The following is a 23,919-nucleotide window of genomic DNA, read 5'->3' as shown; positions in this document are numbered from 1 at the left end:
TGTGGCGGGCGGCGTGATCCGTCTGCCACACAGCCGCGTGACACTCGACACAAGCGCTCCACAAAAGTCGCGGCAAGGTGGAGCATGGATAAGTGGTTCGCTAAGGTGAACCTCGGTAGTCACAAATGAAAGGGAACCGGCCTGCTGGCATAATCACGGCAGAGCAAGTTCCAAGACCAGATGATGCGTACTCTCGTGTCATCGTTCACGCGAGGGAGCGTTTAAGTGGCCGATCAGGCAACTGCGCAAGAATTCGACATCCTGGTACTCGGTGGCGGCAGCGGCGGATACGCCACGGCCCTCCGGGCCGTTCAGCTTGGCTTCACCGTCGGCCTCGTGGAGAAGGGCAAACTTGGTGGAACCTGCCTGCATAACGGCTGTATCCCCACCAAGGCGCTCCTGCACTCTGCCGAACTGGCCGACCACGCCCGCGACTCCGCCAAGTACGGCGTGAACGTCACGCTTGACGGCATCGACATCACGGCCGTCAACGCCTATAAGGACGGAATCGTCGCCGGCAAGTTCAAGGGACTGCAGGGCCTCATCAAGTCCAAGGGCATCACCGTCATCGAGGGTGAGGGCAAGCTTCAGGGCACCGACACCGTCGTCGTGAACGGCACGGCCTACAAGGGCAAGAACATCGTCCTCGCCACGGGCTCGTACTCCCGTTCGCTTCCCGGCCTGGAAATCGGCGGCCGCGTCATCACGTCCGACGAAGCGCTGACCATGGACTACATCCCCAAGAGCGTCATCGTCCTGGGCGGCGGCGTGATCGGCGTCGAGTTCGCTTCCGTGTGGAAGTCGTTCGGCGTGGACGTCACCATCGTTGAAGGCCTGCCCTCGCTGGTCCCGAACGAAGACGCCACCATCGTGAAGAACCTCGAGCGGGCCTTCAAGAAGCGCGGCATCAAGTTCTCCACCGGAACGTTCTTCCAGGGCGTCGAGCAGGACGGCGACGGCGTCAAGGTCACGCTGGTTGACGGCAAGACGTTTGAGGCCGAACTCCTCCTGGTGGCCGTTGGCCGCGGCCCGGTCACGGCCAACCTCGGCTACGAAGAGGCAGGCGTCACCATCGACCGCGGGTTCGTCATCACCAACGAGCGCCTGCACACCGGCGTCGGCAACGTCTACGCCGTGGGCGACATCGTTCCCGGTGTCCAGTTGGCCCACCGCGGCTACCAGCAGGGCATCTTTGTTGCCGAAGAGATTGCCGGCCTGAAGCCCGTCATCGTCGAAGACGTCAACATCCCGAAGGTCACCTACTGCGAACCCGAAATCGCCACGGTCGGCTACACCGAAACGGGCGCCAAGGAAAAGTTCGGCGAAGACCAGGTCGAGATCCAGGAATACAACCTCGCCGGCAACGGCAAGAGCTCCATCCTGGGCACCGGCGGCCTCGTCAAGCTGGTCCGCCAGAAGGACGGCCCCGTCGTCGGCGTCCACATGATCGGCTCCCGCATGGGTGAGCAGATCGGCGAAGCCCAGCTGATCGTGAACTGGGAAGCCTACCCGGAGGATGTGGCCCAGCTGCTGCACGCCCACCCGACCCAGAACGAGGCGCTGGGCGAAGCCCATCTCGCCCTCGCGGGCAAAGCCCTCCACGGCTAAAGCAGCTCCGCAATACAACAGGGCTTAGTGCACCCGGCATGATCCGCAGGGTGCACTAAGCTCGAACAAGCCAGCAATCATCCGCACAAAAGATCAATAAGGAGAACGGGGACGACATGTCTGAATCCGTTAACTTGCCCGCCCTCGGTGAGAGCGTCACCGAAGGAACCGTCACCCGCTGGCTCAAGCAGGTAGGTGACCGGGTAGAGGTGGACGAGCCGTTGCTCGAAGTCTCCACCGACAAAGTAGACACTGAAATCCCCTCTCCGATCGCCGGCGTCATCGAGGAAATCCTCGTTGCCGAAGACGAAACCGCAGAAGTTGGTGCTCCCCTGGTCCGCATCGGTGACGGTTCAGGCGGCGGGTCCGCCCCCGCAGAAGCCGCGCCGGCGGAGGAAGCCCCGGCCGCCGAGGCACCCGCCGAGGCACCTGCAGCGGAAACGCCCGCTGAGCAGGCACCCGCCGCCGAAGCGGCACCGGCTCCGGCCGGCGAGGGCCACGAAGTGACCCTCCCGGCCCTGGGCGAAAGCGTCACCGAGGGCACTGTGACCCGGTGGCTCAAAGCCGTTGGCGACACCGTCGAAGTGGATGAGCCGCTCCTAGAGGTCTCCACCGACAAGGTGGACACCGAAATCCCGTCGCCGGTCGCCGGCACGCTCCAGGAAATCCGTGTCAACGAAGACGAAACGGCCGAAGTCGGCTCCGTCCTCGCGGTCATCGGCTCCGGCGCTGCTGCCCCCGCCGCCGCCGCACCGGCACCGGCCGCCGCTCCCGAGAAGGCCGCCGAAGCCCCCGCGCCAGCTGCCGCACCCGAGAAGCCGGCCGAGGCACCTGCCACGGCTCCGGCCAAGGAAGAAGTTCAGGCACCTGCTCCCCAGGCACCGGCCGCTGCCCCGGCTGAGGCACCAGCCGCCGGCGGCGAGTCCGGCTATGTCACTCCCCTGGTCCGCAAGCTGGCCAACCAGCAGGGCGTTGACATCTCCTCCCTGTCCGGCACCGGAGTGGGCGGCCGCATCCGCAAGCAGGACGTGCTTGCTGCCGCCGAGGCGAAGGCGGCTCCGGCTCCTGCCGCTGCACCGGCATCCGCTGCTCCGGCGGCTGCCCCGGCATCCGCCGCGGCATCCTCGCTGCGCGGCACCGTGCAGAAGGCACCCCGCATCCGACAGGTCATCGCCCGCCGCATGCGCGAGTCGCTGGATGTCTCCACCCAGCTGACCCAGGTGCACGAAGTGGACATGACCAGGGTGGCCAAGCTCCGCCTCAAGGCCAAGAACTCGTTCCAGGCCCAGAACGGCGTCAAGCTCACGTTCCTGCCGTTCATCGCCAAGGCCGTCGCCGAAGCCCTGAAGCAGCACCCCAAGCTCAACGCCGCGTACGACGAAGAGAAGCAGGAAATCACCTACCACAACGCCGAGCACCTGGCGATCGCCGTCGACACTGACAAGGGCCTGCTGGTTCCCGTCATTTCCGACGCCGGCACCCTGAACCTCGCCGGCCTGGCCGCCAAGATCGCCGACGTTGCTGACCGCACGCGCAACGCCAAGATCGGTCCGGACGAGCTCTCCGGCGGAACGTTCAGCATCACGAACATCGGCTCCGTTGGCGCCCTGTTCGACACTCCGATCATCAACCAGCCGCAGGTCGGCATCCTGGGCACCGGCGCCATCGTCAAGCGCCCCGTGGTGGTCACCGACGAGAACGGTGACGACTCCATCGCCATCCGTTCCATGATGTACCTGTCGCTCACGTACGACCACCGCCTGGTGGACGGCGCGGACGCCGGACGCTTCCTGCAGACGCTCAAGGCCCGCCTTGAAGAAGGCGCGTTCGAAGCGGATCTGGGACTCTAGGCTCCGGGAATTTCGACGGCGGCGGCCGTCCGGGACACGGTGGGAAACCACCGGCGGACCGGGCGGCCGCCGCCGTTTTTCGTCCATGCCATTTGCATTCCGACCCGCGCCCGGGCTTACTACGAAGCGTAGAACCATCTGGCTAGACTGATGCCATGATAATCGTCTATAACATCATGGTCTTCCTGCACATCGTCGGCGCCGCCATGATCGTCGGCATCTGGATCGGCAACATGAAGAAGCCCACCGTCCACCCTCGGCAGTTTGACGGCGCGGCTCTCCAGATCATCACCGGCATCGTCATGATGGGCCTCATTCCTGCGCTGGACATGGACGCCAACTACGCCAAGCTCGGCATCAAGTTCGTCATCGCCCTGGCCGTCGGCGTGCTGGCCTTCATCGGCCGCCGGAAGTACAAGAAGGACGAGCCCATCTCCGCCGGCCTGGCGCACAGCGTCGGCGGCCTGGCGCTGCTGAACGTGGCCATCGCCACCCTCTGGAACTGACAGCCGCCTTTCCCTCATGACGACGACGGCGACGCCCCCTCCGCGGAGGCGTCGCCGTCGTCGTTCCTTGCGTTACCCTGCACCCGTAATCCGGCCGCCGCGTCCTGGCGGCCGCGTTTTGGCGGCCGGTCATAATCCTCTGACAGCGGACAACCCGTGCGCCCGCGCCGGCTAATCCATAGGATTGTGCAGGAAGGATCGGGCGTCAGCCGGGTCCTGATTTAAACCCAAGCTTAGGAGTGGACATGGCAGCAACACGCACCGCACACACTGTATGGAACGGCGACCTGATTACCGGGGCCGGCAACACGACGCTCGACAGCTCCGGACTGGGCACCTACGAGGTCACCTGGAAGGCCCGCACCGAGGCCTCGGAAGGCAAGACCAGCCCGGAAGAGCTGATCGCCGCCGCCCACTCCGCCTGCTTCTCCATGGCCTTCAGCCATGCGCTGGCCCAGGCCGGCCACACCCCGGAAGAGGTGCACACCAAGGCAGACGTCACGTTCGTGCCGGGCACCGGCATCACCGGCAGCCACCTGACCATGAGCGCCAAGGTGCCGGGCATCTCCGAGGATGAATTCCAGAAGATCGCAGCGGAAGCCAAGGTCGGCTGCCCTGTCTCCGGCGCCCTCGCCAGCATCGACATCACCCTGGACGCCACACTCGCCGCTTCCTGATTCGGCGGCTGCCCAGCGGCCGGAACCACACAGCAAAAGGCCCTGTTCCCGGTCTGGAGAATCCTGCCGGGAACAGGGCCTTTTGTATGAGCCGGGTCAGCGGCTCACGGCGTCAGCCGACCGTGGGCCTGCGTGCCGGCAGCGGCTCCGGGCGCAGCCGGCGGTAGCCCTCGCGTGCCGGCGGCCGGTCTGTGGGGAGCTCCTGGACCATTTCCTTCAGGGCGCCGATTCCGTATTCCAGCTGCGGGTCGCGTCCGGCCGCATAGGCGTGCGGCGGGAAGGCCACCTCGATGTCCGGTGCAACGCCGTGGTTCTCGACGCTCCAGCCCACGCCGCCGCCGAACCAGGTGGCGTAGCGCGGCTGGGTCACGCCGGTGCCGTCGGCCAGCGTAAAGCGACTGTCGATGCCGACCACTCCGCCCCAGGTGCGGGTCCCGATCACCGGGCCGATGCCGCGGAGCTTTGACACCTGGGTGATGATGTCGCCATCGGAACCGGCGAATTCGTCGGCCAGGATGATGACCGGCCCGCGCGGTGCGTGGTGCGGGTAGGTCCGCGGCTTCTCGCCACGCGGCATGCTCCAGCCCGTCACCTTGCGCCCGATCAGCTCGGCCACGAGCTGGGAGGTGTGCCCGCCGCGGTTCCGGCGCACGTCAACGATCAGTCCGTCCAGCGCCGTTTCGGTGTCCAGGTCGCGGTGGAGCTGCGCCCAGCCGTTGGCCATCATGTCGGGGATGTGCAGATACCCGAAGCTTCCGCCGGACGCTTCGCGGACCGTGCGTCGGTTCGCGGCCACCCAGTCCTGGTACCGGAGACGCTCTTCGTCCTTGATCGGAACGACGGCAATGCGGCGCTGGGCTCCTGCTGCCGGGCCGTGGCCGGCTCCGTTGCGGATGGTGAGTTCCACCGCGCGGCCGGCGGCGCCGACCAGCTGCATGGCGGGTGTGAGCGTTTCCGTCAGCCGCACGCCGTCGATCGCGAGCAGGACGTCCCCCGCCTTGGCGTCGGCTCCGGGGCGGGTCAGCGGCGACGTGGCCAGCGGATCCGAGGATTCACCTGCGAGGATGCGGAGAATTTCCCAGCCCTCCCCCGTGAACGCCAGGTCGGCGCCAAGGCGTCCCTGGCCGTTGCTGCCGTTCTCAGTCGCGGCCGCCGGACGGACGTAGGCGTGGGACGTGCCGAGCTCGCCGTGAAGCTCCCACAGCAGGTCCACGAGGTCGTCGTGCGAGCCCAGCCTGTCGACCAGCGGCCGGTAACGCTTGTGGATTGAGGACCAGTCCTGGCCGGCCATGTCCTCGGTCCAGAAGAAATCGCGCTGCAGCCGCCATGCCTCGTCGAATGCCTGCCCCCAGACGCTGAGGGGGTCCAGCAGCACGCGGATCCGCGTCAGGTCCACCTTGACCAGCTGGCCGGACTCCTCATCGGCCTTCGCGTCAGAGGGCACCACACGGACCTGCTTGTCGTGGATCAGCACCACTTTCGTGCCGTCGCCTGAGACGCGGTAGCTGTCCAGCGCCTCAACGATGGTGGCGGCCTTGCGCTTGGCCAGATCGAACCTGACAAGGCCAGGTGCCGCGTTCTTGTCCTCAAGGCTTGCCCTGCCGTCGCCCGTTACACCGGCGAGGGGGCTGTCCAGCCACAGCAAGGCGCCTTCGGCAGCCGTCAATGACGAGTAGTTGCCCTGCGGTACGGGCACGCTGATGACGCGGTGCGACAGGCCGTCGGCATCCACCCTGACAGTAGCGGGCTGTCCGGGCTGCTCTTCTGCGCTGACGGGGGCGGCCTCCGCCTCAACGGAAAGGTCCACGCTGGGACCGAACGGCGATGCTGTCTCCGCCGCCAGCGCCACCAGGTAGGGCTTGATCGGGCTGGGGAAGGACAGGTCAAAGGAATGTCCGTCGTACACGGGATCGAAACTGCGGTTGGACAGGAAAGCGAGGAACTTTCCGTCCGGCGTGAACGACGGCGACTCGTCACGGAAGCGGCCGTCGGTCACCTCGACGATCCCGGCCTGTCCGCCGGCGACCGGGACCCCACCGGTGACGGGGACGAGGCGCAGGCGGCTGCGCGAGCCGAACGACGTCACCGGCTCCGACCACGCCAGCCAGACGGAGTCCGGTGACCAGCACAGGTCTTCGATGCTGCCTTCGCCGATGCTCGTCACGGCGGTGATGGTTCCCTTGCGGGTGTCTGCCAGGAATACGTCGCCGAAGGCCGTGCCGATGGCCACCCAGCGGCCGTCGGGGCTCGCCTCGATGGCGCTGGCGCGGGACGGTTTCGGGAACGAAATCTTCAGGGACGCCGGGCCGGCCGGCGCCGGTCCGGCCGCCGTTCCCGCCGCGGGGCCCGCCTGGTCCTCTGCCTCGGCTGCGGGAGCGACGTCCGTCGTCGAGTCGTCGGCCACCGTCAGCCCGGTGCCGTGGCCCGCAAGCCCGGCCGCGGACACCGGCAGCGGCAGGGGCACTCCGGAGGACACGGGCTCCTGCTGCGCCGTGTCAGGTTCCGGGGACACCGGCGCCTCTGCCTGCACTTCCAGCTGCGGGGCAATCTCCCTGATGAAGAGGGCCTCGTCGCCCTCAAGATCGGCGACGTAGGCGATGCGGCCGTCCGTCAGCGGACGCGGAAGCCGGGCGCGGACGCCTGGAGTGGCCTCGACCACGCGGGACGGCCCGTCCTTGTGCCGCAGCCAGTGGACGGTGCCGTGGGCCTCGACGGCGGCGGCGGCTCCGGTGTTGTCCGGGCGGACGTCGCCGAGGTGCTTGGTGGCCTGGAGCATGGCGGGACGCCGGCCCTGCGAGGCGGACCCGAGCTTTATTTCCAGCCGGACGGCCTCGGATGCCAGGTCAGGCAGGATCCACAGCTCGCCGGCGGATTCAAAAATGACACGCTTGCCGTCGGTGGACGCGTGGCGCACGTAGAAGTCTTCGTGGTCAGTGTGGCGCCGGAGGTCTGCGCCGCCGGGCAGCACCGAGTAGAGGTTGCCGTACCCTTCGTGGTCCGAAAGGAACGCGATCCGCCCGTCGACCCACATGGGGTCGGCCAGGTTGCCGTCAAGGTCCGGGAGCAGCCGTTCAAACTCGCCGTTGCCGTCGGCGTCGATCCACAGCTTCCCGGCAGTGCCGCCGCGGTAGCGCTTCCACCAGGCTGGTTCGCGGGACAGGACGCTGCCCACCACCACCGGCTTTTCATCCCCGACTTCAGGTCCGAAGGCCACCGATTCAACCGGCCCGAACGGGAGTTCCTCGGCCCAGCCGCCGTCGGTGGACAGCCGGTAGGCATGGGTGTGGCGGCTCTCCGCCTGCCGGAACGCGCTGGTGACCACGATGTCCCCCGCCGGCGTGAAGCCCTTTACCCTCGTGGTGCTGTGGCCAAAGAAGGTCAGCTGGCGGTATCCGCCACCGTCGACGTCGGCGATGACAACTTCGGGGGCGGTTCCCTGTACGACCGTCCAGACCAGCCGCTTGCCGTCCGGGGTGAACCGGGGATTGCGGGCCGGCAGCTGAAGCGAGGAGACGCGCCAGGCGCGGCCGCCGTCGAGCGGCGCGATCCAGACGTCGTCCTCGGCCACAAACGTGACCAGATCGCCGTGAACATGCGGGAATCGGAAGTAGCTCGAAGAGGTCATCGTTCGATCATAGTCAAAGTCAACAGAGGCTTCCGGGAGGTGCCGTCCCGTGCCGGGGCATGGTGAGATGGATCATGCGAATCGTCATGGCCGGCTCCTCGGGGCTCATCGGATCCGATCTCTCCTCACGCCTCGTCTCGGACGGACATGATGTCTCCCGGCTGGTCCGGAGGCCGCCCAGATCCGCGGCCGAGGTCCGGTGGGATCCGGCCGCCGGCGGCCTTGACCCGGCCTGCATTGAGGGTGCCGACGCCGTCATCAACCTCTGCGGGGCCGGCATCGGCGACAGGCCGTGGACGCGCCGCCGGATCGACGAGCTTTTCCGCTCACGGCTCGATCCCACCCGGACGCTCGCGGCCGCCATGCGCCACCTCGACGCTCCGCCGAAGGTCTTCATCAGCCAGTCGGGCGCCGGGTATTACGGCGACGCCGGCCAGGCCTTTGTCACGGAGGAGTCACCCGCCGGTGCCGGCATCATGGCACGGATCTGCCTTGAGTGGGAGGCCGCGGCCCGGGAGGCGCCGCCGGGCGTCCGGGTGGTGACGCCGCGCTCGGCCGTGGTGCTGAGCAGGTCCGGCGGTGCGCTGGGCCGGCTCCTGCCGCTGCTGCGGGCGGGCCTCGGCGGACCCCTCGGCAACGGCCGTCAGTATTGGCCGTGGATCACGCTTCCGGACATTTCCTCCGCCTTCGCTTTCCTCCTGACGTCCCGCCTTACCGGCCCGGTCAACGTCGCAGCGCCGGAAGCCGCGAATGTGAATACCCTCGTGGCCGGGCTCGCCGCAGCACTGCACCGGCCTGCACTGCTCCGCGCGCCGGCGCCCGCGCTGCGGCTGGTCATGGGCAAGCTGGCTGATGAGCTCCTGCTTGCCAGCCAGCGGATGGAGCCCGCACTGCTGAAGGGTGACGGGTTCACCTGGCAGCATCCGTCGGTCCGGGATGCAGCCCGCTGGGTGGCCGGCCGCTCCTGACCGCAGGTCCGCCGTCATCCCGCCGCGACCCGTCGTCATGCCGCCGGCAGAATGTCGGCAATCCGCCAGGTGCCGTTCACAGGCACCAGGACCAGCCGCAACTCTTGCCCTTGCAGCGGACCGCTCACGGCAATCACCGTGCCGTTGGCCAGCCGTTCCTCGTATCCGGACGTCGCCGACGTCACCGCAACCACCGCTCTCGCCCCCGTGCTTTCCGGCAGGGTCCGGACCGACGTGAGGTTTGTGGTGAACCCGGCAAGGACGCTCCCGGAATCCTGCAGCCGTGCGCTGATCTTGCCGTCGGCCTCCGCCGCCGGGGAGTTGCCCGCATTGACCTCGGCCAGCAGCTCCGGCTTTCCGTCCCTGAAGGCCATCGAGCGCAGCCAGGCCAGGCCCCTGACAGCTTCATCCGGATTTTTCGCGCGGAGCTGGTTCCGGACGGCGTCGGGAACTGCGGCGGGTCCGGGGGCCGGAGCTCCCTGCGCCGCTGGCGGGTGGCCGGTCTGGCTTCCCACGGAATCGTTCGACGACTGCGCCCACGGCACCAGCAGGAACGCTCCGGCAATAGCCGGAGCAGTGAGAATGCCGGCCATGGCTGCTGTGCGACGACGGCGGCGGGCCGGACTGGCAGTTACGGCCCGCCGGGAGGAGCGGTGCTGACTGTCCGTCACGGCCCGCCGGGCACGGTGGCGCGGCGCGGCGGGCGGCTCCGGGCCCGTCACTGCGGCGACCGCGTCGGCGGCAGGCTCGGCGGCCGGGAGGCCAGCGGCTGCTGCCGACCGGCTCCGGAACCTAAGCGACGGCGCAACGCCGCCGCCACCGCCGCGTCGCTGCCCGACGGCGAGGAACAACCGGGATGTGGACAGGCGCCGCCACCAGGCCAGGACCCGTTCCCGGTGCGGGCCGCGGGGCGGCATGCCCTGCCGGCGCGTCAGGAGCTCGGGCAGCACGGTCGTGTGCACGGAGCGGGACAGGTCTACCGGGGTTGCGCAGGCGCTGCGGTACACGGCAGTGGCCAGCTCCGCGGCGGCCGGCCGCTGCCTCCGGTCTTCGCTCAGGCCCGCCTCCAGGGCCGCGGCCAGTTCGGCCGGAACTTCCGGAACGAGCGCCGAAAGCGGAGGCCTGTCGGCCGCCGGCAGGGGTGGCTCGCCGGTGAGGCAGTACCAGCCGACCGCGGCCGCAGCATAGACGTCGCGTTCCGGCTGGAGCCCTGCCCGGACGGCATCCACCGGTGCAGGATCCGTGAAGCCCGCTGTACCAAGGTCCGGAACACCGGAGGGATCCCCCACCATCCGCGCCACGCCGAGGTCTGCGAGCAGCGGCTTGCCGTGCGCGGAGAACAGCACGTTTCCGGGCGAGACATCCGAATGGGTGAATCCCCTGCCGTGGAGGTAGCCGAGAACCTGCGCGACGGGCGTCAGGACGGTCACCGTCTCGCCGACACTGAGCCTGCCACGGGCGCGGATGAGCTGGCCCAGTGAACCGCCGGGGGCATAGTCCATGAGCAGCCCCCACCCGTTGGCTCCGGGTTCGCCGGTCCGAACGACGTCGTGCGCCCTAATCAGGTGCTCATGGTCAAGGACGGACATGATCAGGATCTCCCGGCGGAGGTCTCCCTCAAGAACGCCGCTTGTCCCGGCAGCTCGACTGCCCGCGCCTGCGCCCAGGCACTTCAGGGCAAGCGTGCGTCCGGTTGCCTCCTCCGTCACCAGCCACACCCCGGCGCTCCCGCCGCGGCCCAGCCATCGGCAAACCTGGTAGCCGGCGACCCTCGGTTCGCCGGCGTAATGCTCCGTTTCCCGCCCCGCCTCGTCCATGGGTTAACCACTACCGGAAACGGAAGCATCCTGCAGAAGTTATCCACAGGGCGCCGCAGGAGTGAACGGCCGGATGAGAGCTTGGGCACAGTCGCGGGCAGGATTGCGCGCGGGGTCTAAGCTGGATGCCATGACTCTTGAGTTCACACAGCTGGGTCTCGCCCCGGAATTTGTGGATTACACGCACGCCTGGGACCTCCAGCGCGAAATCCACGAGAACGTCCTGGCCGGCAAGGCCCCCAGCACAGTACTCCTGCTCGAACACGCCGCCGTTTACACCGCAGGTAAACGCACGGAAGACCATGAGCGCCCCTTCGACGGCACCCCGGTGGTGGCAGTGGACCGCGGCGGCAAGCTGACGTGGCACGGCCCCGGCCAGCTCGTGGGCTACCCCATCATCAAGCTGAAGAACAAAGCCGGAATCCGGGACTACGTCGAACGGCTGGAGGCCGTGATCATCGCCGTCCTCGCCGATTACGGCATCACCGCTGTCCGGATCAAGGGCCGCGCCGGCGTCTGGATCACCGAGGACGACAAAGGCCCCGCCCGCAAGATCGCGGCCATCGGCATCCGGGTGACCGAGGGCGTGACCATGCACGGATTCGCCATCAACTGCAACAACGACCTGGCCCCGTACGGACAGATCATCGCCTGCGGAATCACCGATGCCGGTGTAACCACCATTGCCCGGGAGACCGGCCGCGACGTGGCCCCCGCCGACCTCGTTTCGCGGATCATCGAAGAACTGCGCAAGAATGAAGACGCCCTAGTTGCAACCCCCGAAGGAGCTCTACTGTGACACTGGCACCAGAAGGCCGGAAGATGCTGCGTATCGAGCAGCGCAATGCGGCCACCCCGGTGGAGCGCAAGCCGGAATGGATCAAGGCCAAGGTCCAGATGGGCCCGGAGTTCGTCCAGCTCAAGAACCTCGTCAAAAAGGAAGGCCTCCACACCGTGTGTGAGGAGGCCGGCTGCCCCAACATCTTCGAATGCTGGGAAGACAAGGAAGCCACGTTCCTGATCGGCGGCTCCGAATGCACCCGCCGCTGCGACTTCTGCCAGATCGACACCGGCAAGCCCTCCCCGGTGGACATGTTCGAACCCACCAAGGTGGCCCGCTCGGTCCAGGCGATGCAGCTGCGCTACGCCACCGTCACCGGCGTGGCCCGGGACGACCTCGCCGACGAGGGCGTCTGGCTCTACGCCGAAACGGTCCGCAAGATCCACGAACTGAACCCGGGCACCGGCGTCGAACTCCTGATCCCGGACTTCTCCGGCAAGCCCGAACACATCCAGGCGATCTGCGACTCCAAGCCCGAGGTCTTCGCGCACAACGTCGAGACCGTGCCGCGGATCTTCAAGCGCATCCGCCCCGCCTTCCGCTACGACCGCTCGCTGGATGTCATCACCCAGGGCCGGAACCTGGGCATGGTCACCAAGTCCAACCTGATCCTGGGCATGGGCGAAACCCGCGAGGAAATCTCCGAGGCCCTGCGCGACCTGCACCAGGCCGGCTGTGACCTGATCACCATCACCCAGTACCTGCGCCCGTCCGAACGCCACCTCCCGGTGGACCGCTGGGTCAAGCCGCAGGAATTCGTGGACCTGCAGCAGGAAGCGGACGAGATCGGCTTCCTCGGCGTCATGTCCGGCCCGCTCGTGCGGTCCTCCTACCGTGCCGGCCGGCTCTGGGCCACCGCCATGCGCAAGAAGGGCTGGGAAATCCCGGCCGAACTCGCGCACATCGAAAGCTCCGGCAGCACCCGACAGGAAGCCAGCTCACTGCTCGCGGCGCACTCCTAAAGAAACATATCTTTTCCTTGGCCGGGGGCCGGGGCCGGATCACTCCGGCGTCCGGCCCTTTGTCGTGGATCACGTAGAATTAAGGCACTATGGCGAAATCCCCTGATTCCAGCAATTCACCGGCAGCTGACGCTCCCAAGCGCGGCCTCTTCTCGCGCAAGCCCAAAGAGGCAAAGGTCAAGAAGCCCAGCCGGCTCAAGCAGATCGGCGAAGTCTTCAACATGACCCGCCGCCACGATCCCATGGTTCCGTGGCTCATGCTGCTGGCGTTCCTGGGCGTCGTCGCCGTAAGCCTCGTTATTGGCCTGCTGCTGGAAAACTGGATCACCGCCCTGATCATCGGCATCCCGCTCGGCTTCCTTGCCGCCACCCTGATCCTGTCACGGCGGGCCGAGCGTGCGGCATTCGCCCAGATCGAGAACCAGCCGGGAGCATCGGGCGCCGCCCTGAGCACGCTCAAGCGGGGCTGGATCACCGAGGAGCAGCCGGTCGCCGTCAACCCGCGCACGCAGGATGCGGTGTTCCGCGCCATCGGGCGTCCCGGCGTCGTCCTCGTCTCGGAAGGACCGACGCACCGTGTGAGGCCCCTGGTGGAAGCCGAGCGGAAGAAGCTCGTCCGGATCCTGCCCAACGTCACGATCCACGTCATTGAAAGCGGCCGCGGAGAGGGCCAGGTCCCGATCAGCCAGGTCGCGAAGAAGATGAACAAGCTGAACAAGGAACTCACCAAGACCGAGGTCAGTGCCGTTTCGAAGCGCATCTCGTCGCTGGGCGGCCGGCTTCCCATCCCCAAGGGCATCGATCCCTACAAGGCCCGCCCGCAGCGCGGACGCTGAGACACACCTGAACCGCCCCGGGGCCGCCGCATCAGCGCCGGCCCCGGGGCGCTTTTGTCAGATTTGCCATGCCAGCCCAGCGACACCAACTGAAGCCGGAGCCCCCGTGAAATACCCGTCAACGTCCGCCATCATCCGCGTCTTCCGGCTTCTGGCAATAGCCGAAGCCTTCAGCTGGGCTGCCCTGCTGACCGGAATGTACTTCAAGTGGATCGCCCGGACCACCGAACTCGGCGTGGAGATTGCCGGGCCGGTGCACGGCGCACTGTTCATCGGCTACGGCATTGCCGCCCTGGCCCTGTGGCGGCTGCAGCGCTGGCCGTTCCCCGTGGCGCTGTCCGCCGGGCTGTCGGCCGTCTTCCCCTTTGCCACCGTGCTGTTTGAACGCTGGGCGGACCGCCGGGGGCACCTGTCAGCCGCTGTGCCTGCCTCCGATATGTCGGCGGCCGGCAGGCGCGGAGAGACTCAGGCTCAGGAACCCGCCGTCGAAGAAACCGCGGCCCGTTAGCGCCGGAACGCTGTCACATCCGTACGAGAACGGTGTTCATGGCTTTGTCGTGCAGCCCGCGCTGGTCGGGGTCGAAAATGACCGCCGGGACCACCAGGCAGAGCAGCAGAGTGCGGACGAGCGCCGCGACGGGTCCGGCCGGCGTGCCGCCCAGCCGTACCACGTGGATGCCCAACGCCCGGTGTCCGATGCTGTAGCCCAGCGTGCCGATCAGCAGGATCTGCTCGGCGGCGAAGACAGCGAGCGTGGCCCAGGGGTTGCCGGCGAGGAAAAAGTTGCTGATCAGCAGAGCGATGGTCCAGTCGATGGTGATCGCCAGGATTCTGCGTCCCGCCCGGGCGATGGACGCCGGGCCTGATTCGGGTAGGCCGAGGCGCTCCCCCGGGTACTTCGAAATGCCGGAAGTGTCCGGCCCACTGAGCCAGGAGCCGATGTCTCTGCGATCTACCACCGTCCCAGTTTAGCGAGCCGCCCGCCCCGCCACAGACGCTCACACTGTGGATGCGGATGGACCACAGTGTGGACTCCGTATAGCGTTCAGTTATCAGGCCGTTCTGTAACCTGCCGGAAACAATGCGGACACGGACGAGAAATCCCGTATCCCTAGGGTGTTAACAGTTGCTAGCGAGCTGGGAGCGGGGGCACTTTTTTGTGTTTTCGCCCCTTCGGATTGCGCTGGGCCACATGGCTTTCCAGCCAGTTATTACATATGCGTAAGGAGCATAGATGTTCAAGACTGCGGACGAAGTCCTCAAGTTCATCAAAGACGAAGATATTAAGTTCGTCGATATCCGCTTCACCGATCTTCCTGGCGTTCAGCAGCACTTCAACGTGCCCGCCAAGAGCGTGGACGCTGATTTCTTCGTCAACGGCCAGCTCTTCGACGGATCTTCCATCCGCGGCTTCCAGGGCATCGCAGAGTCCGACATGCAGCTCATTCCGGATGTCACCACCGCATTCCTGGACACGTTCCGCATGGAGAAGACCCTTGCGCTGAACTTCTCCATCGTGAACCCCCGCACCGGTGACCCCTACCACCGCGACCCCCGTGGCGTTGCCGAGAAGGCTGAAGCCTACCTCGCCTCCACCGGCATCGCTGACACCGCGTTCTTCGCCCCCGAAGCAGAGTTCTTCGTGTTCGACAACGTCCAGTACCAGTCCTCCCCGCAGGGCAGCTTCTACAAGATCGACTCCGAAGAGGCTCACTGGAACACCGGCCGCGAAGAAGAAGGCGGAAACCTCGGCTACAAGACCCCCGTCAAGGGCGGCTACTTCCCGGTTTCCCCCACCGACAAGCAGGCCGACCTGCGCGACGCCATGTGTGTTGCGCTGGACGAGGCCGGCCTTGAGGTCGAGCGCAGCCACCACGAGGTCGGTTCCGCCGGCCAGGCTGAAATCAACTACAAGTTCACCACGCTGACCCACGCGGCTGATGACCTGCAGAAGTTCAAGTACGTCGTCAAGAACACCGCCGACGCCTGGGGCAAGTCCGTCACGTTCATGCCGAAGCCGGTCTTCGGTGACAACGGCTCGGGCATGCACTGCCACCAGTCGCTCTGGACCGGCGGCGAGCCGCTGTTCTACGACGAAAAGGGCTACGCAGGCCTGTCCGACACGGCCCGCTGGTACATCGGCGGCCTGCTGAAGCACTCCTCGGCTGTGCTGGCGTTCACCAACCCGACGGTCAACTCCTACCGCCGCCTCGTCAAGGGCTTCGAAGCCCCGGTCAACATGGTTTACTCGCAGGGCAACCGCTCCGCCGGTATCCGCATCCCGATCACGGGCTCCAACCCGAAGGCCAAGCGCATCGAGTTCCGCGCTCCGGACCCCTCGTCCAACCCGTACCTGGCCTTCGCTGCCCAGCTGATGGCCGGCATCGACGGCATCCGCAACCGCATCGAGCCCCCGGCTCCCATCGACAAGGACCTCTACGAGCTCCCCGCCGAGGAAGCCAAGGACATCCCCAAGGCTCCGGGCACGCTTGAGGAAGCCCTGGAAGCACTGGCCGAGGACAACGAGTTCCTCCAGGCCGGCGGCGTGTTCACCCAGGACCTGATCGACACCTGGATCGAGTACAAGTACGAGAACGAGATCCGCCCGCTGTCCCTGCGCCCGAACCCCTACGAGTTCGAGCTCTACTACGGCGTCTAGTCAGACCACGCGGCTAAATCAGCTTTAGTCGGCAGGCAGTCCGCACGACTCCTGACACCGCAAGGGCGGCCATCGGTTACGAAACCGGTGGCCGCCCTTTGCCATTGCTGTCTGTATTGCTGGGGGACCTGCGGGGCGTGCGGGCCGAGAGCATCAAACTTCCCGGCAGGGCTCCTCCGCGTAGAGTCCCCACAGCGACTCGGGTCCGGCACCGCCAAACGCCTCCCTGTCTCCCTCCAGGGCACGGCACAGGATGATCGATTCGGCGAAACTTCGCCTGATATAGGCCTCCCAGTCGGCCCGCTCAGAGGTGAAGGCCTGCGTTCCCATCTGGTATTTCAAGTGGGCAAAGTGATCCAGTATCCGGTGGGCCGTGGCTTCAGACCTGGCGGCCAGTCGCTGTGCCTCCCGCCTCGCGGCAGGATCGTGGATAGCGGCAGGATCAGGCAGTTCCTGGCGACGCCAAAAGTACGGCTGAAGGTCCACATTTTCCACGAAAATCTTGTCGATCTCCTGCTGCTGGGCATACAACGACGCTGCGGTACTGCTTTCCAGTGTGCTCCTGATGCCGAAGTACTGGTACGCCGCTGCGATAAGGGTGGCAGCCACACCCGCCCCGATGAGCAGCAGTTCGACTCTCCTGAGCTTGCTGGCGGGGGTGCTGCTTTTCACTGGCGCCCGGGCATGGTCTTTGTCCTGGCTGCTTGGTACGCCTTCCGGTTCGCCGAATTCCATTTCCGCACTCCGTGGTGGTCACACTGCGGTCCTGCTGACTGCGCCGGATAGAACGCCGAAAGCTGGCTCCAGGCGTGCTGAGACCATGGAGCCAGCCTTTTCCGGCGAGTGTCCCCGAGATGAAGACTCTTTCAAGCCTTCCCCCCAACAAGGTTTGAAGAACACTGCCAAGACACAGACTAGGCACGCAACGGGTACCGTGCAATGGTTTGACGCCCCTCAACCGGTGTTGACGGACGCGCGGGCTCAGAAGGCGGTGTACATGATCCTCTGCGGCCCGGCATCGCCGCCCAGATATCTGCCGGCATCCTCAAATCCCGCTTTGCGGTAGGCGGCCTGCCCTGCGACGTTGCGTTCGTTGACGGAAAGCACGACGCCGGCCTGGCCGCTTCCCGTCCTCGCCGTCAGTCTCGCGGCGGTCGCCACCGCCGCGGCAGCCGCCGCCGTCCCCAGGCCTGCGCCCTGGCGGCGCCGGTCAATCAGGAATCCCCGGAGCAGCCACACGGAATCATCGTCCGGCCATCCGGCAAGCCGGGCGGCTCCCGACTGGAGCGTCAGCACCCCCACGGCCTCCCCGCCCGCTTCAATGACATAGGGCCTGCGGGACTCTTCCTCCAGCCCCACAAGCATCATGCGCAGGGGATCGCCCACGAAGTCCTCCTGGCCGGGTCCCACTTCCATCCCCGCCACTTCGCCGAGGTGGATGGCCCGGGCATCAGCGTCAAGGTCCGTCAGGGAAATCAGCCATACGGTGGAAAGCATGAACTGAGCCTACCCGCGCGCGGCTCAACCACTATCCGGCGGGCGGCGCCGGGGCATCCGCCGGAGGTCCGGCCGGATCCATCCACATCACTTCCCACAGGTGGCCGTCCAGGTCCTGGAAGCTGTGGCTGTACATGAAGCCGTAGTCCTGGACCGGCTGGGACTCCGCGCCCCCTGCGGCGATCGCCTTCCGGTACATGTCGTCCACACCCTCGCGGCTGTCCACGGAGAAGGCCATGATCGCTTCGGTGCTGCTGGTGGCGTCCGCGATGCTCTTGGACGTGAAGGTCTTGAAGAAACCCTCGACAAGGAGCATGACGTAGGCGTCGTCGTTGATGATCATGCAGGTGGCATTCTCGTCCGTGAAATCCGGGTTGAACGAGAACCCCAGGGCCGTGAAGAACTCGACCGACCTGTCGAGGTCCTTGACGGGCAGATTCAGGTAGATTTGGGTAGCCATGCGCCCCAACCTAGCACTTGGCCCACCACGTGTCAGCCCACCGCGGCCGCCGGAATTCCTTCCTCCGTTGGGCACTTACTGCCCGTAGAAGACCTTCTCAAAGACGCCCCGTGCACGCCGGCTGACCCGCAGGTAGTCTTCCTCGAAAGCCGCGGCCATCCCTTCCTCGTAGCCGCACCACCGGGCCACCGCCTCCAGGTCGCGCCGGGAGGAGGGCAGCAGGTCCGACGCGCGGCCAGTCCAGATCACATTCGCGGAGCGGATCCGGCTGGCCAGCCGCCACGCGTCGGCGAGCAGCCCGGCGTCGGCTGCGTCGAGCAGCCTCAGGGACGCCGCGGCGTCGATCGCCTTCAGCGTTGACGTCGTGCGCAGCTCAGGATGTTTTCCGGCATGCTGGAGCTGGAGGAGCTGAACCAGCCATTCGACGTCGCTGAGCCCGCCGCGGCCGAGCTTGAGGTGCCGGGCAGGATCCGCGCCGCGCGGCAGCCGTTCGGATTCCACCCGCGCCTTGACCCGCCGGATTTCACGGACGTCAGCGTCGGAGAGCGATTCCGGGTACCGGATCGGGTCAATCAGCCTGCGGAAATCCGCGGCGAGCTGGTCATCGCCGGCGATCGGCCGGGCCCGCAGGAGGGCCTGCGCTTCCCAGACCAGTGACCATCGCCGGTAGTACTCCGCGTACGACTCCAATGATCGGACCATGGCGCCGCTCTTGCCCTCGGGCCGCAGGTCGGCGTCGACCGCAAGGACACGTTCGGCCATGATGGCCGGTTTTAGGGGCTGCGTCAGCAGGCTCGAGAGATGCCCCACGATCTTCGCCGCCTGCTGCTGGGCTTCGTCGTCCGAGGCGCCCGGCAGCGCGCGGTGGACGTACAGGACATCGGCATCGGAGCCGTAGCCGATCTCGCGTCCGCCCTGCCGGCCCATGGCCACCACAAGCACGGACGTCTTCAGCGGACCGGACGCGGCGACGATGTTCTCGGCAGCACGCAGGGCGCCGCAGATGGCCGCCCTGTCGGTCTCGGCGAGGGCGGCCCCCACCTCGTCTTGCGCGAGCAGGCCGGCGCCGTCGGCTATGGCGATGCGCAGGATTTCCCGGCGGCGGATCAGCCGGATGAGCCTCATGCCGCTTTCCGGGTCCGCGTGCCGGGACATCTTGGACGCAATTTCCTGCCATTGGGCCTCGAAGCTGAGCGGCGCCAACTCCTTGTCGGTCCCCAGCCACGCCACGGATTCCGGTGACACCTCAAGCAGGTCGGCTATGAGCCGCGAGTTGGACAGCATGTGGCAGAGCCGCTCCGCCGCCGCGGCGGAATCCCGCAGCATGCCGAGATACCAGTGCGTGGTGCCCAGCGCCTCGCTGACCCGGCGGAAGGCGAGCAGACCGGCGTCGGGATCCACGCCTTCGGCGAGCCAGCCCAACAGGATGGGCAGCAGCTGCCGTTGCAGGGCGGCGCGCCGGCTGACGCCCGCGGTCAGCGCCTCGATGTGCCGCATGGCGCCCTGCGGATCCCGGTACCCCAGCGCCGCGAGCCTGCCCTGCGCAGCCTCCGGCGTCAGGCGGGCATCCTCGCTGCTGAGCTTGGCCGCAGTGTTCAGGAGCGGGCGGTAGAAGATCCTGTCGTGGAGTTCCCGGACGGAGCGCTTCGTTTTCTGCCAGGCGGCCATGAGCGCGTCCGGGTGCGGCCGTTCGCTGGAGAACGGACCCAGCACAGCCTTGGCCAGGGCACGGAGCGAGTCCTCCTTTACCGGCATGAGGTGGGTCCGGCGCAGCTGAAAAAGCTGGATGCGGTGCTCGAGCAGCCGCAGGTAGCGGTAGGCGTGATCGAACGCGGCCGCGTCGGCGCGGCCGATGTAGCCGCCCGTGGACAGGGCCGCGATCGCCGATGTGGTGTCGCGGCGGCGCAGTGTTTCGTCGGACTTCCCGTGGACCAGCTGGAGGAGCTGCACCGTGAATTCGACGTCCCGGAGCCCGCCCCTGCCGAGCTTGATCTGGCGCTGTTCCTCCGCCGCGGGAATGTGTTCGGTGACGCGGCGGCGCATGGCCTGCACGGATTCAACGAACCCCTCCCGGCTCGCCGAGGTCCAGACCAGCGGCGAGACCGCGTCCTCATACCGCTTGCCGAGGTCGGCGTCGCCGGCGATGGTCCGTGCCTTGAGCAGGGCCTGGAATTCCCAGCTCTCGGCCCAGCGCGCGTAGTAGCTCTGGTGCGAAGCCAGTGTCCGGACCAGGGGCCCGGACTTTCCTTCGGGCCGGAGGTTGGCGTCCACTTCCCACAGGCCGGGTTCCCGCGCCGGAGACGAAATGGCGCGCGAGATGCCCGAAGCCAAAGCCGTGCCGATGGTGTTCGCCCGGGCGTCGTCCGGCTGCCCCGCCTCCACCACGTAGATGACGTCGACGTCGGAAATGTAATTCAGTTCACGGGCCCCGCACTTGCCCATGCCGATCACGGCCAGTGCGACGTCGGCGACCTCGGCGGGGTCGAACTGCGCCGCCGCTTCGGCCCGGGACACGGCGAGTGCTGCCTCGATGGCGGCCCCGGCCAAATCGGCAAGCTCGGCTCCGACGGCCGGCATGAAGTCGAGCGGATCGGCGGCGCAAAGGTCCTTGACGGCCAGGTCCACCACGCCCCGGCGGTACGCCGTCCGCAGCGCCTCGTAGGCTTCGGGGCCGGAGATCCCCGCCACCGGACGGGAGGCCTTCGGGTCCGCGCGCACCGCCCTGAGCAGCTGGGCCCGCAACTCGTCCCGTGCCGCCTGGAGCGGCTCCGGGCTGGCCCTCACCTCGAAGGCGTCCAGATGCTCGGGGTGGCGGATGAGGAATTCGCCCAGCGCCTCGCTGGCGCCGAGGACACGGTAGAGCGGCTCGCTCGTGTCAGTGTCCGCCGCCGCCAGCTTTCTCAGGTCCGGGTGCTTCTCGATGAGCCGGACCAAGGACTGAAGGGCGGCATCCGGGTTCGCGGCAAGCTGGAGTCCGGCGAACAGCACGTCCTGGTCAATGCCCTCAAGCTCCCGGGCAGCCAGGAACCGTTCACCCTTTTCCAGGTCACTGAAGCCGGCCGATATAAGACGGCGGGCAAGGCTCACCGCAGCCGCCTAAAGGATGGCGAGGTTGCGTTGCAGCTCATAGGGCGTCACCTGGAGGCGGTAGTCCTGCCACTCAGCCCGCTTGTTGCGCAGGAAGTGTTCAAAGACCTGCTCGCCGAGGATCTGCGGCATGAGTTCCGAGTCCTCCATGGCGCGGATGGCGTCATGCAGGCTCGCGGGGAGGGGATCATGGCCCATGGCCCGCCGCTCCGCCGAGCTCAGCGACCAGATGTCGTCCTCCGCCGCGGCGGGAAGCTGGTAGCCTTCCTCGATTCCCTTCAGTCCGGCACCCAGGAGCACCGCGTAGGCGAGGTAGGGGTTGGCCGCCGAGTCGATCCCGCGGTACTCGATGCGGGCGGACTGTCCCTTGCCCGGCTTGTACAGCGGAACACGGACCAGGGCCGAGCGGTTGTTATGGCCCCAGCTCAGGTAGCTGGGCGCCTCTCCCCCGCCCCAAAGGCGCTTGTACGAGTTCACGAACTGGTTGGTCACGGCGGTGAATTCCGGGGCGTGCTTGAGGATGCCGGCGATGAACTGACGGGCGGTTTCCGAGAGCTGGAACTCGGCACCGGCCTCGTAGAACGCGTTGGTGTCGCCCTCAAAGAGCGAGAAGTGCGTGTGCATGCCGGAGCCCGGGTGCGCCGTGAACGGCTTAGGCATGAAAGTGGCGTACGTGCCCTGCTGGAGCGCTACTTCCTTGATGACGGTCCGGAACGTCATGATGTTGTCCGCCGTCTGGAGGGCGTCCGCGTAGCGAAGGTCGATTTCGTTCTGCCCCGGTCCGGCCTCGTGGTGGCTGAACTCCACGGAGATGCCCACGGACTCGAGCATGGTTACCGCGGTGCGGCGGAAGTCCTGTGCCACGCCGCCGGGGACGTGGTCGAAGTAGCCGCCCTCATCCACCGGAATGGGTGAACCGTCGGGACCGGGCTCCTGGGACTTGAGGAGGTAGAACTCGATTTCCGGGTGCGTGTAGCACGTGAAGCCCATGTCCGCGGCCTTGGCCAGCGTGCGCTTCAGGACGTTGCGCGGATCGGCGGCCGACGGCTCGCCGTCGGGCGTCAGGATGTCGCAGAACATCCGGGACGTCTGCTCCGTTTCGCCGCGCCACGGCAGGATCTGGAACGTGGACGGATCCGGCTGGGCCAGCATGTCCGATTCGAAGACACGGGCCAGTCCTTCGATGGCCGAGCCGTCGAAGCCCAGGCCCTCCTCAAAGGCACCCTCAACTTCTGCCGGCGCCAGCGCCACGGACTTGAGTGAACCCACGACGTCGGTGAACCACAGACGCACGAACCGTACGTCACGCTCTTCGATCGTGCGCAGGACAAACTCTTGTTGGCGGTCCATGAAGGCCTCTTCTCCGGGTCAACGTCCATGCCCCGGGTCCGTTGATGACGAAGCCGCGGCAGCTCACGAATCACTTTACTAAGCATTTCGGCGCGATGCTGGCGCAGCTGCGGCGCGTAACACAGCGTTAACACGATAAGCGTGCCCCACCGGTGTCCGGCAGGACCCCGCGCGGCGCGTGCGGACGGCCGGGTTGTGACGCGAATCACCGGTAGGCCCCTGCCGCCCGGTAGCTAGGACCGCGCGTCTCGCACTACGCTCTAGCCATGGCCTCAAGCAGCAGTTCCGACTCAAGCATGTCCGCGGAAGTACCGGCACCTTACGGCAACGGACCCGCAGAGGTTGCGGCGCCGCCGTCGGAAACTCCCAAGAAGGCCGTGTCCCGAATCCGCACGCACCACCTGCAGCAGGCAAAAACCAACGGTGAACGCTTCGCGATGCTGACCGCCTACGAGCAATACTCGGCCGAGATCTTCGACCAGGCCGGCATCGAGGTCCTGCTGGTGGGTGATTCGGCGTCAAACAATGTGTTCGGCAACGAGACCAGCCTCCCTGTCACCGTCGATGAACTGCTGCCGCTGTGCCGCGCCGTCTCGCGTTCGGCCAAGCGGGCGCTCGTGGTGGCGGACCTTCCCTTCGGCAGCTACGAGGTATCGCCGCAGCAGGGGGTTGCCACCGGCGTCCGATTCCTCAAGGAGGGCCTGGCGCACGCGGTCAAGATCGAGGGCGGCAAGTTCTACGCCGAAACGGTCAAGGCCATGGTGCAGGCGGGCATTCCCGTCATGGCGCACATCGGCTTCACACCGCAGAGCGAGCATTCCCTCGGCGGCTACCGCGTGCAGGGCCGCGGCGATGACGCGGCACGGCTGATCGAGGATGCCGCGGCCCTCGCCGACGCCGGCGCATTCTGCATCCTCATGGAAATGGTTCCCGCCGAGACGGCAGCGGCCGTGGACGCGGCAGTGCAGGTGCCCACGATCGGCATCGGGGCCGGCAACGTGACCACCGGCCAGGTCCTGGTGTGGCAGGACATGGCGGGGCTCCGCGGTGGCAAGATGGCCAAGTTCGTCAAGCAGTACGCGGATCTGCGGACAGTGCTGAGCGATGCCGCCAGGGCGTACGGCGACGACGTCCGCTCGGGCCAGTTCCCGGGTCCGGAGCACTCCTTCTAGGACG

19 protein-coding genes are annotated in these 23,919 nt (G+C 67.0%); 11 read left to right on the top strand and 8 right to left on the bottom strand.

Going from position 1 to position 23,919, the window contains the following annotated elements; all coding sequences use genetic code 11:
- Positions 1–225 precede the first annotated feature (225 nt).
- The 4 genes from lpdA (at position 226) to J7I89_RS22810 (ending at position 4,641) form a co-directional block, all read left to right on the top strand.
- The gene (gene lpdA / locus J7I89_RS22825; RefSeq protein ID WP_214975302.1) at positions 226–1,608 is read left to right on the top strand and encodes a dihydrolipoyl dehydrogenase; all 1,383 of its coding nucleotides are present in this window, start codon (positions 226–228) and stop codon (positions 1,606–1,608) included.
- 116 nt (positions 1,609–1,724) lie between these two features.
- Positions 1,725–3,458 (top strand): 2-oxoglutarate dehydrogenase, E2 component, dihydrolipoamide succinyltransferase, encoded by a 1,734-nt coding sequence (gene sucB / locus J7I89_RS22820; protein ID WP_214975300.1) that lies wholly within the window; start codon positions 1,725–1,727, stop codon positions 3,456–3,458.
- 155 nt (positions 3,459–3,613) lie between these two features.
- The gene (locus tag J7I89_RS22815; protein WP_214975298.1) at positions 3,614–3,964 is read left to right on the top strand and encodes a hypothetical protein; all 351 of its coding nucleotides are present in this window, start codon (positions 3,614–3,616) and stop codon (positions 3,962–3,964) included.
- Between the two features lie 245 nt (positions 3,965–4,209).
- Positions 4,210–4,641, top strand: coding sequence for an OsmC family protein (locus J7I89_RS22810; protein ID WP_214975296.1), 432 nt, complete (start codon positions 4,210–4,212; stop codon positions 4,639–4,641).
- A 112-nt stretch (positions 4,642–4,753) separates the two neighbouring features.
- On the opposite strand, the gene J7I89_RS22805 is transcribed toward J7I89_RS22810, so the two are convergent.
- Complete coding sequence (locus J7I89_RS22805) at positions 4,754–8,266, bottom strand: S41 family peptidase (protein WP_214975271.1); 3,513 nt, start codon at positions 8,264–8,266, stop codon at positions 4,754–4,756.
- A 74-nt stretch (positions 8,267–8,340) separates the two neighbouring features.
- Between J7I89_RS22805 and J7I89_RS22800 the strand changes: the two genes are divergently transcribed.
- Positions 8,341–9,234, top strand: coding sequence for a TIGR01777 family oxidoreductase (locus tag J7I89_RS22800; RefSeq protein ID WP_214975268.1), 894 nt, complete (start codon positions 8,341–8,343; stop codon positions 9,232–9,234).
- A gap of 35 nt (positions 9,235–9,269) precedes the next feature.
- On the opposite strand, the gene J7I89_RS22795 is transcribed toward J7I89_RS22800, so the two are convergent.
- Positions 9,270–11,051 carry a serine/threonine-protein kinase gene (locus tag J7I89_RS22795; protein WP_214975265.1) on the bottom strand — a complete coding sequence of 594 codons (1,782 nt, stop codon included), beginning with the start codon at positions 11,049–11,051 and terminating at the stop codon, positions 9,270–9,272.
- A 130-nt stretch (positions 11,052–11,181) separates the two neighbouring features.
- Between J7I89_RS22795 and lipB the strand changes: the two genes are divergently transcribed.
- The 4 genes from lipB to J7I89_RS22775 all read left to right on the top strand — a co-directional run bounded on the left by lipB (position 11,182) and on the right by J7I89_RS22775 (position 14,198).
- Positions 11,182–11,850 (top strand): lipoyl(octanoyl) transferase LipB, encoded by a 669-nt coding sequence (lipB, locus tag J7I89_RS22790; protein WP_214975250.1) that lies wholly within the window; start codon positions 11,182–11,184, stop codon positions 11,848–11,850.
- Positions 11,847–12,854: a lipoyl synthase gene (gene lipA / locus J7I89_RS22785; protein WP_214975247.1), complete on the top strand. Its 1,008-nt coding sequence runs from the start codon at positions 11,847–11,849 to the stop codon at positions 12,852–12,854. The genes lipB and lipA overlap by 4 nt, the downstream gene beginning before the upstream one ends.
- 89 nt (positions 12,855–12,943) lie before the next feature.
- A complete protein-coding gene (locus tag J7I89_RS22780) occupies positions 12,944–13,690 on the top strand; it encodes a DUF4191 domain-containing protein (RefSeq protein WP_214975244.1) in 747 nt (248 codons plus the stop codon).
- Positions 13,691–13,796: 106 nt separating this feature from the next.
- Complete coding sequence (locus tag J7I89_RS22775; protein ID WP_214975241.1) at positions 13,797–14,198, top strand: DUF3817 domain-containing protein; 402 nt, start codon at positions 13,797–13,799, stop codon at positions 14,196–14,198.
- 13 nt (positions 14,199–14,211) lie between these two features.
- Here J7I89_RS22775 and J7I89_RS22770 read toward each other — a convergent pair whose 3' ends face one another.
- Positions 14,212–14,649 (bottom strand): RDD family protein, encoded by a 438-nt coding sequence (locus J7I89_RS22770; protein WP_214975238.1) that lies wholly within the window; start codon positions 14,647–14,649, stop codon positions 14,212–14,214.
- Between the two features lie 275 nt (positions 14,650–14,924).
- On the opposite strand from J7I89_RS22770, the gene glnA (J7I89_RS22765) reads away from it, so the two are divergent.
- Entirely contained in the window at positions 14,925–16,349 is a 1,425-nt protein-coding gene (glnA, locus tag J7I89_RS22765; RefSeq protein WP_214975235.1) for a type I glutamate--ammonia ligase, read from the top strand.
- A gap of 153 nt (positions 16,350–16,502) precedes the next feature.
- Here the strand turns inward: glnA (J7I89_RS22765) and J7I89_RS22760 are convergent, their stop codons facing one another.
- From J7I89_RS22760 to glnA (J7I89_RS22740), 5 genes are all read right to left on the bottom strand, one after another.
- Positions 16,503–17,084 carry a hypothetical protein gene (locus J7I89_RS22760; RefSeq protein ID WP_214975232.1) on the bottom strand — a complete coding sequence of 194 codons (582 nt, stop codon included), beginning with the start codon at positions 17,082–17,084 and terminating at the stop codon, positions 16,503–16,505.
- A 246-nt stretch (positions 17,085–17,330) separates the two neighbouring features.
- The gene (locus tag J7I89_RS22755; protein ID WP_214975229.1) at positions 17,331–17,846 is read right to left on the bottom strand and encodes a GNAT family N-acetyltransferase; all 516 of its coding nucleotides are present in this window, start codon (positions 17,844–17,846) and stop codon (positions 17,331–17,333) included.
- A 31-nt stretch (positions 17,847–17,877) separates the two neighbouring features.
- A complete protein-coding gene (locus tag J7I89_RS22750) occupies positions 17,878–18,306 on the bottom strand; it encodes a VOC family protein (protein WP_214975226.1) in 429 nt (142 codons plus the stop codon).
- A 75-nt stretch (positions 18,307–18,381) separates the two neighbouring features.
- Entirely contained in the window at positions 18,382–21,393 is a 3,012-nt protein-coding gene (locus J7I89_RS22745) for a bifunctional [glutamine synthetase] adenylyltransferase/[glutamine synthetase]-adenylyl-L-tyrosine phosphorylase (protein WP_214975223.1), read from the bottom strand.
- 9 nt (positions 21,394–21,402) lie between these two features.
- On the bottom strand, positions 21,403–22,743 hold the full coding sequence (gene glnA / locus J7I89_RS22740) for a type I glutamate--ammonia ligase (RefSeq protein WP_078028948.1): 1,341 nt from the start codon (positions 22,741–22,743) through the stop codon (positions 21,403–21,405).
- Between the two features lie 266 nt (positions 22,744–23,009).
- Between glnA (J7I89_RS22740) and panB the strand changes: the two genes are divergently transcribed.
- Positions 23,010–23,915, top strand: coding sequence for a 3-methyl-2-oxobutanoate hydroxymethyltransferase (gene panB, locus J7I89_RS22735; protein WP_214975210.1), 906 nt, complete (start codon positions 23,010–23,012; stop codon positions 23,913–23,915).
- The last annotated feature ends 4 nt before the right edge of the window (positions 23,916–23,919 follow it).

This window comes from Arthrobacter sp. ISL-5 (assembly GCF_018613835.1).
GTDB lineage: Bacteria > Actinomycetota > Actinomycetes > Actinomycetales > Micrococcaceae > Arthrobacter.
This window is presented reverse-complemented; position numbering and strand designations above follow the sequence as displayed.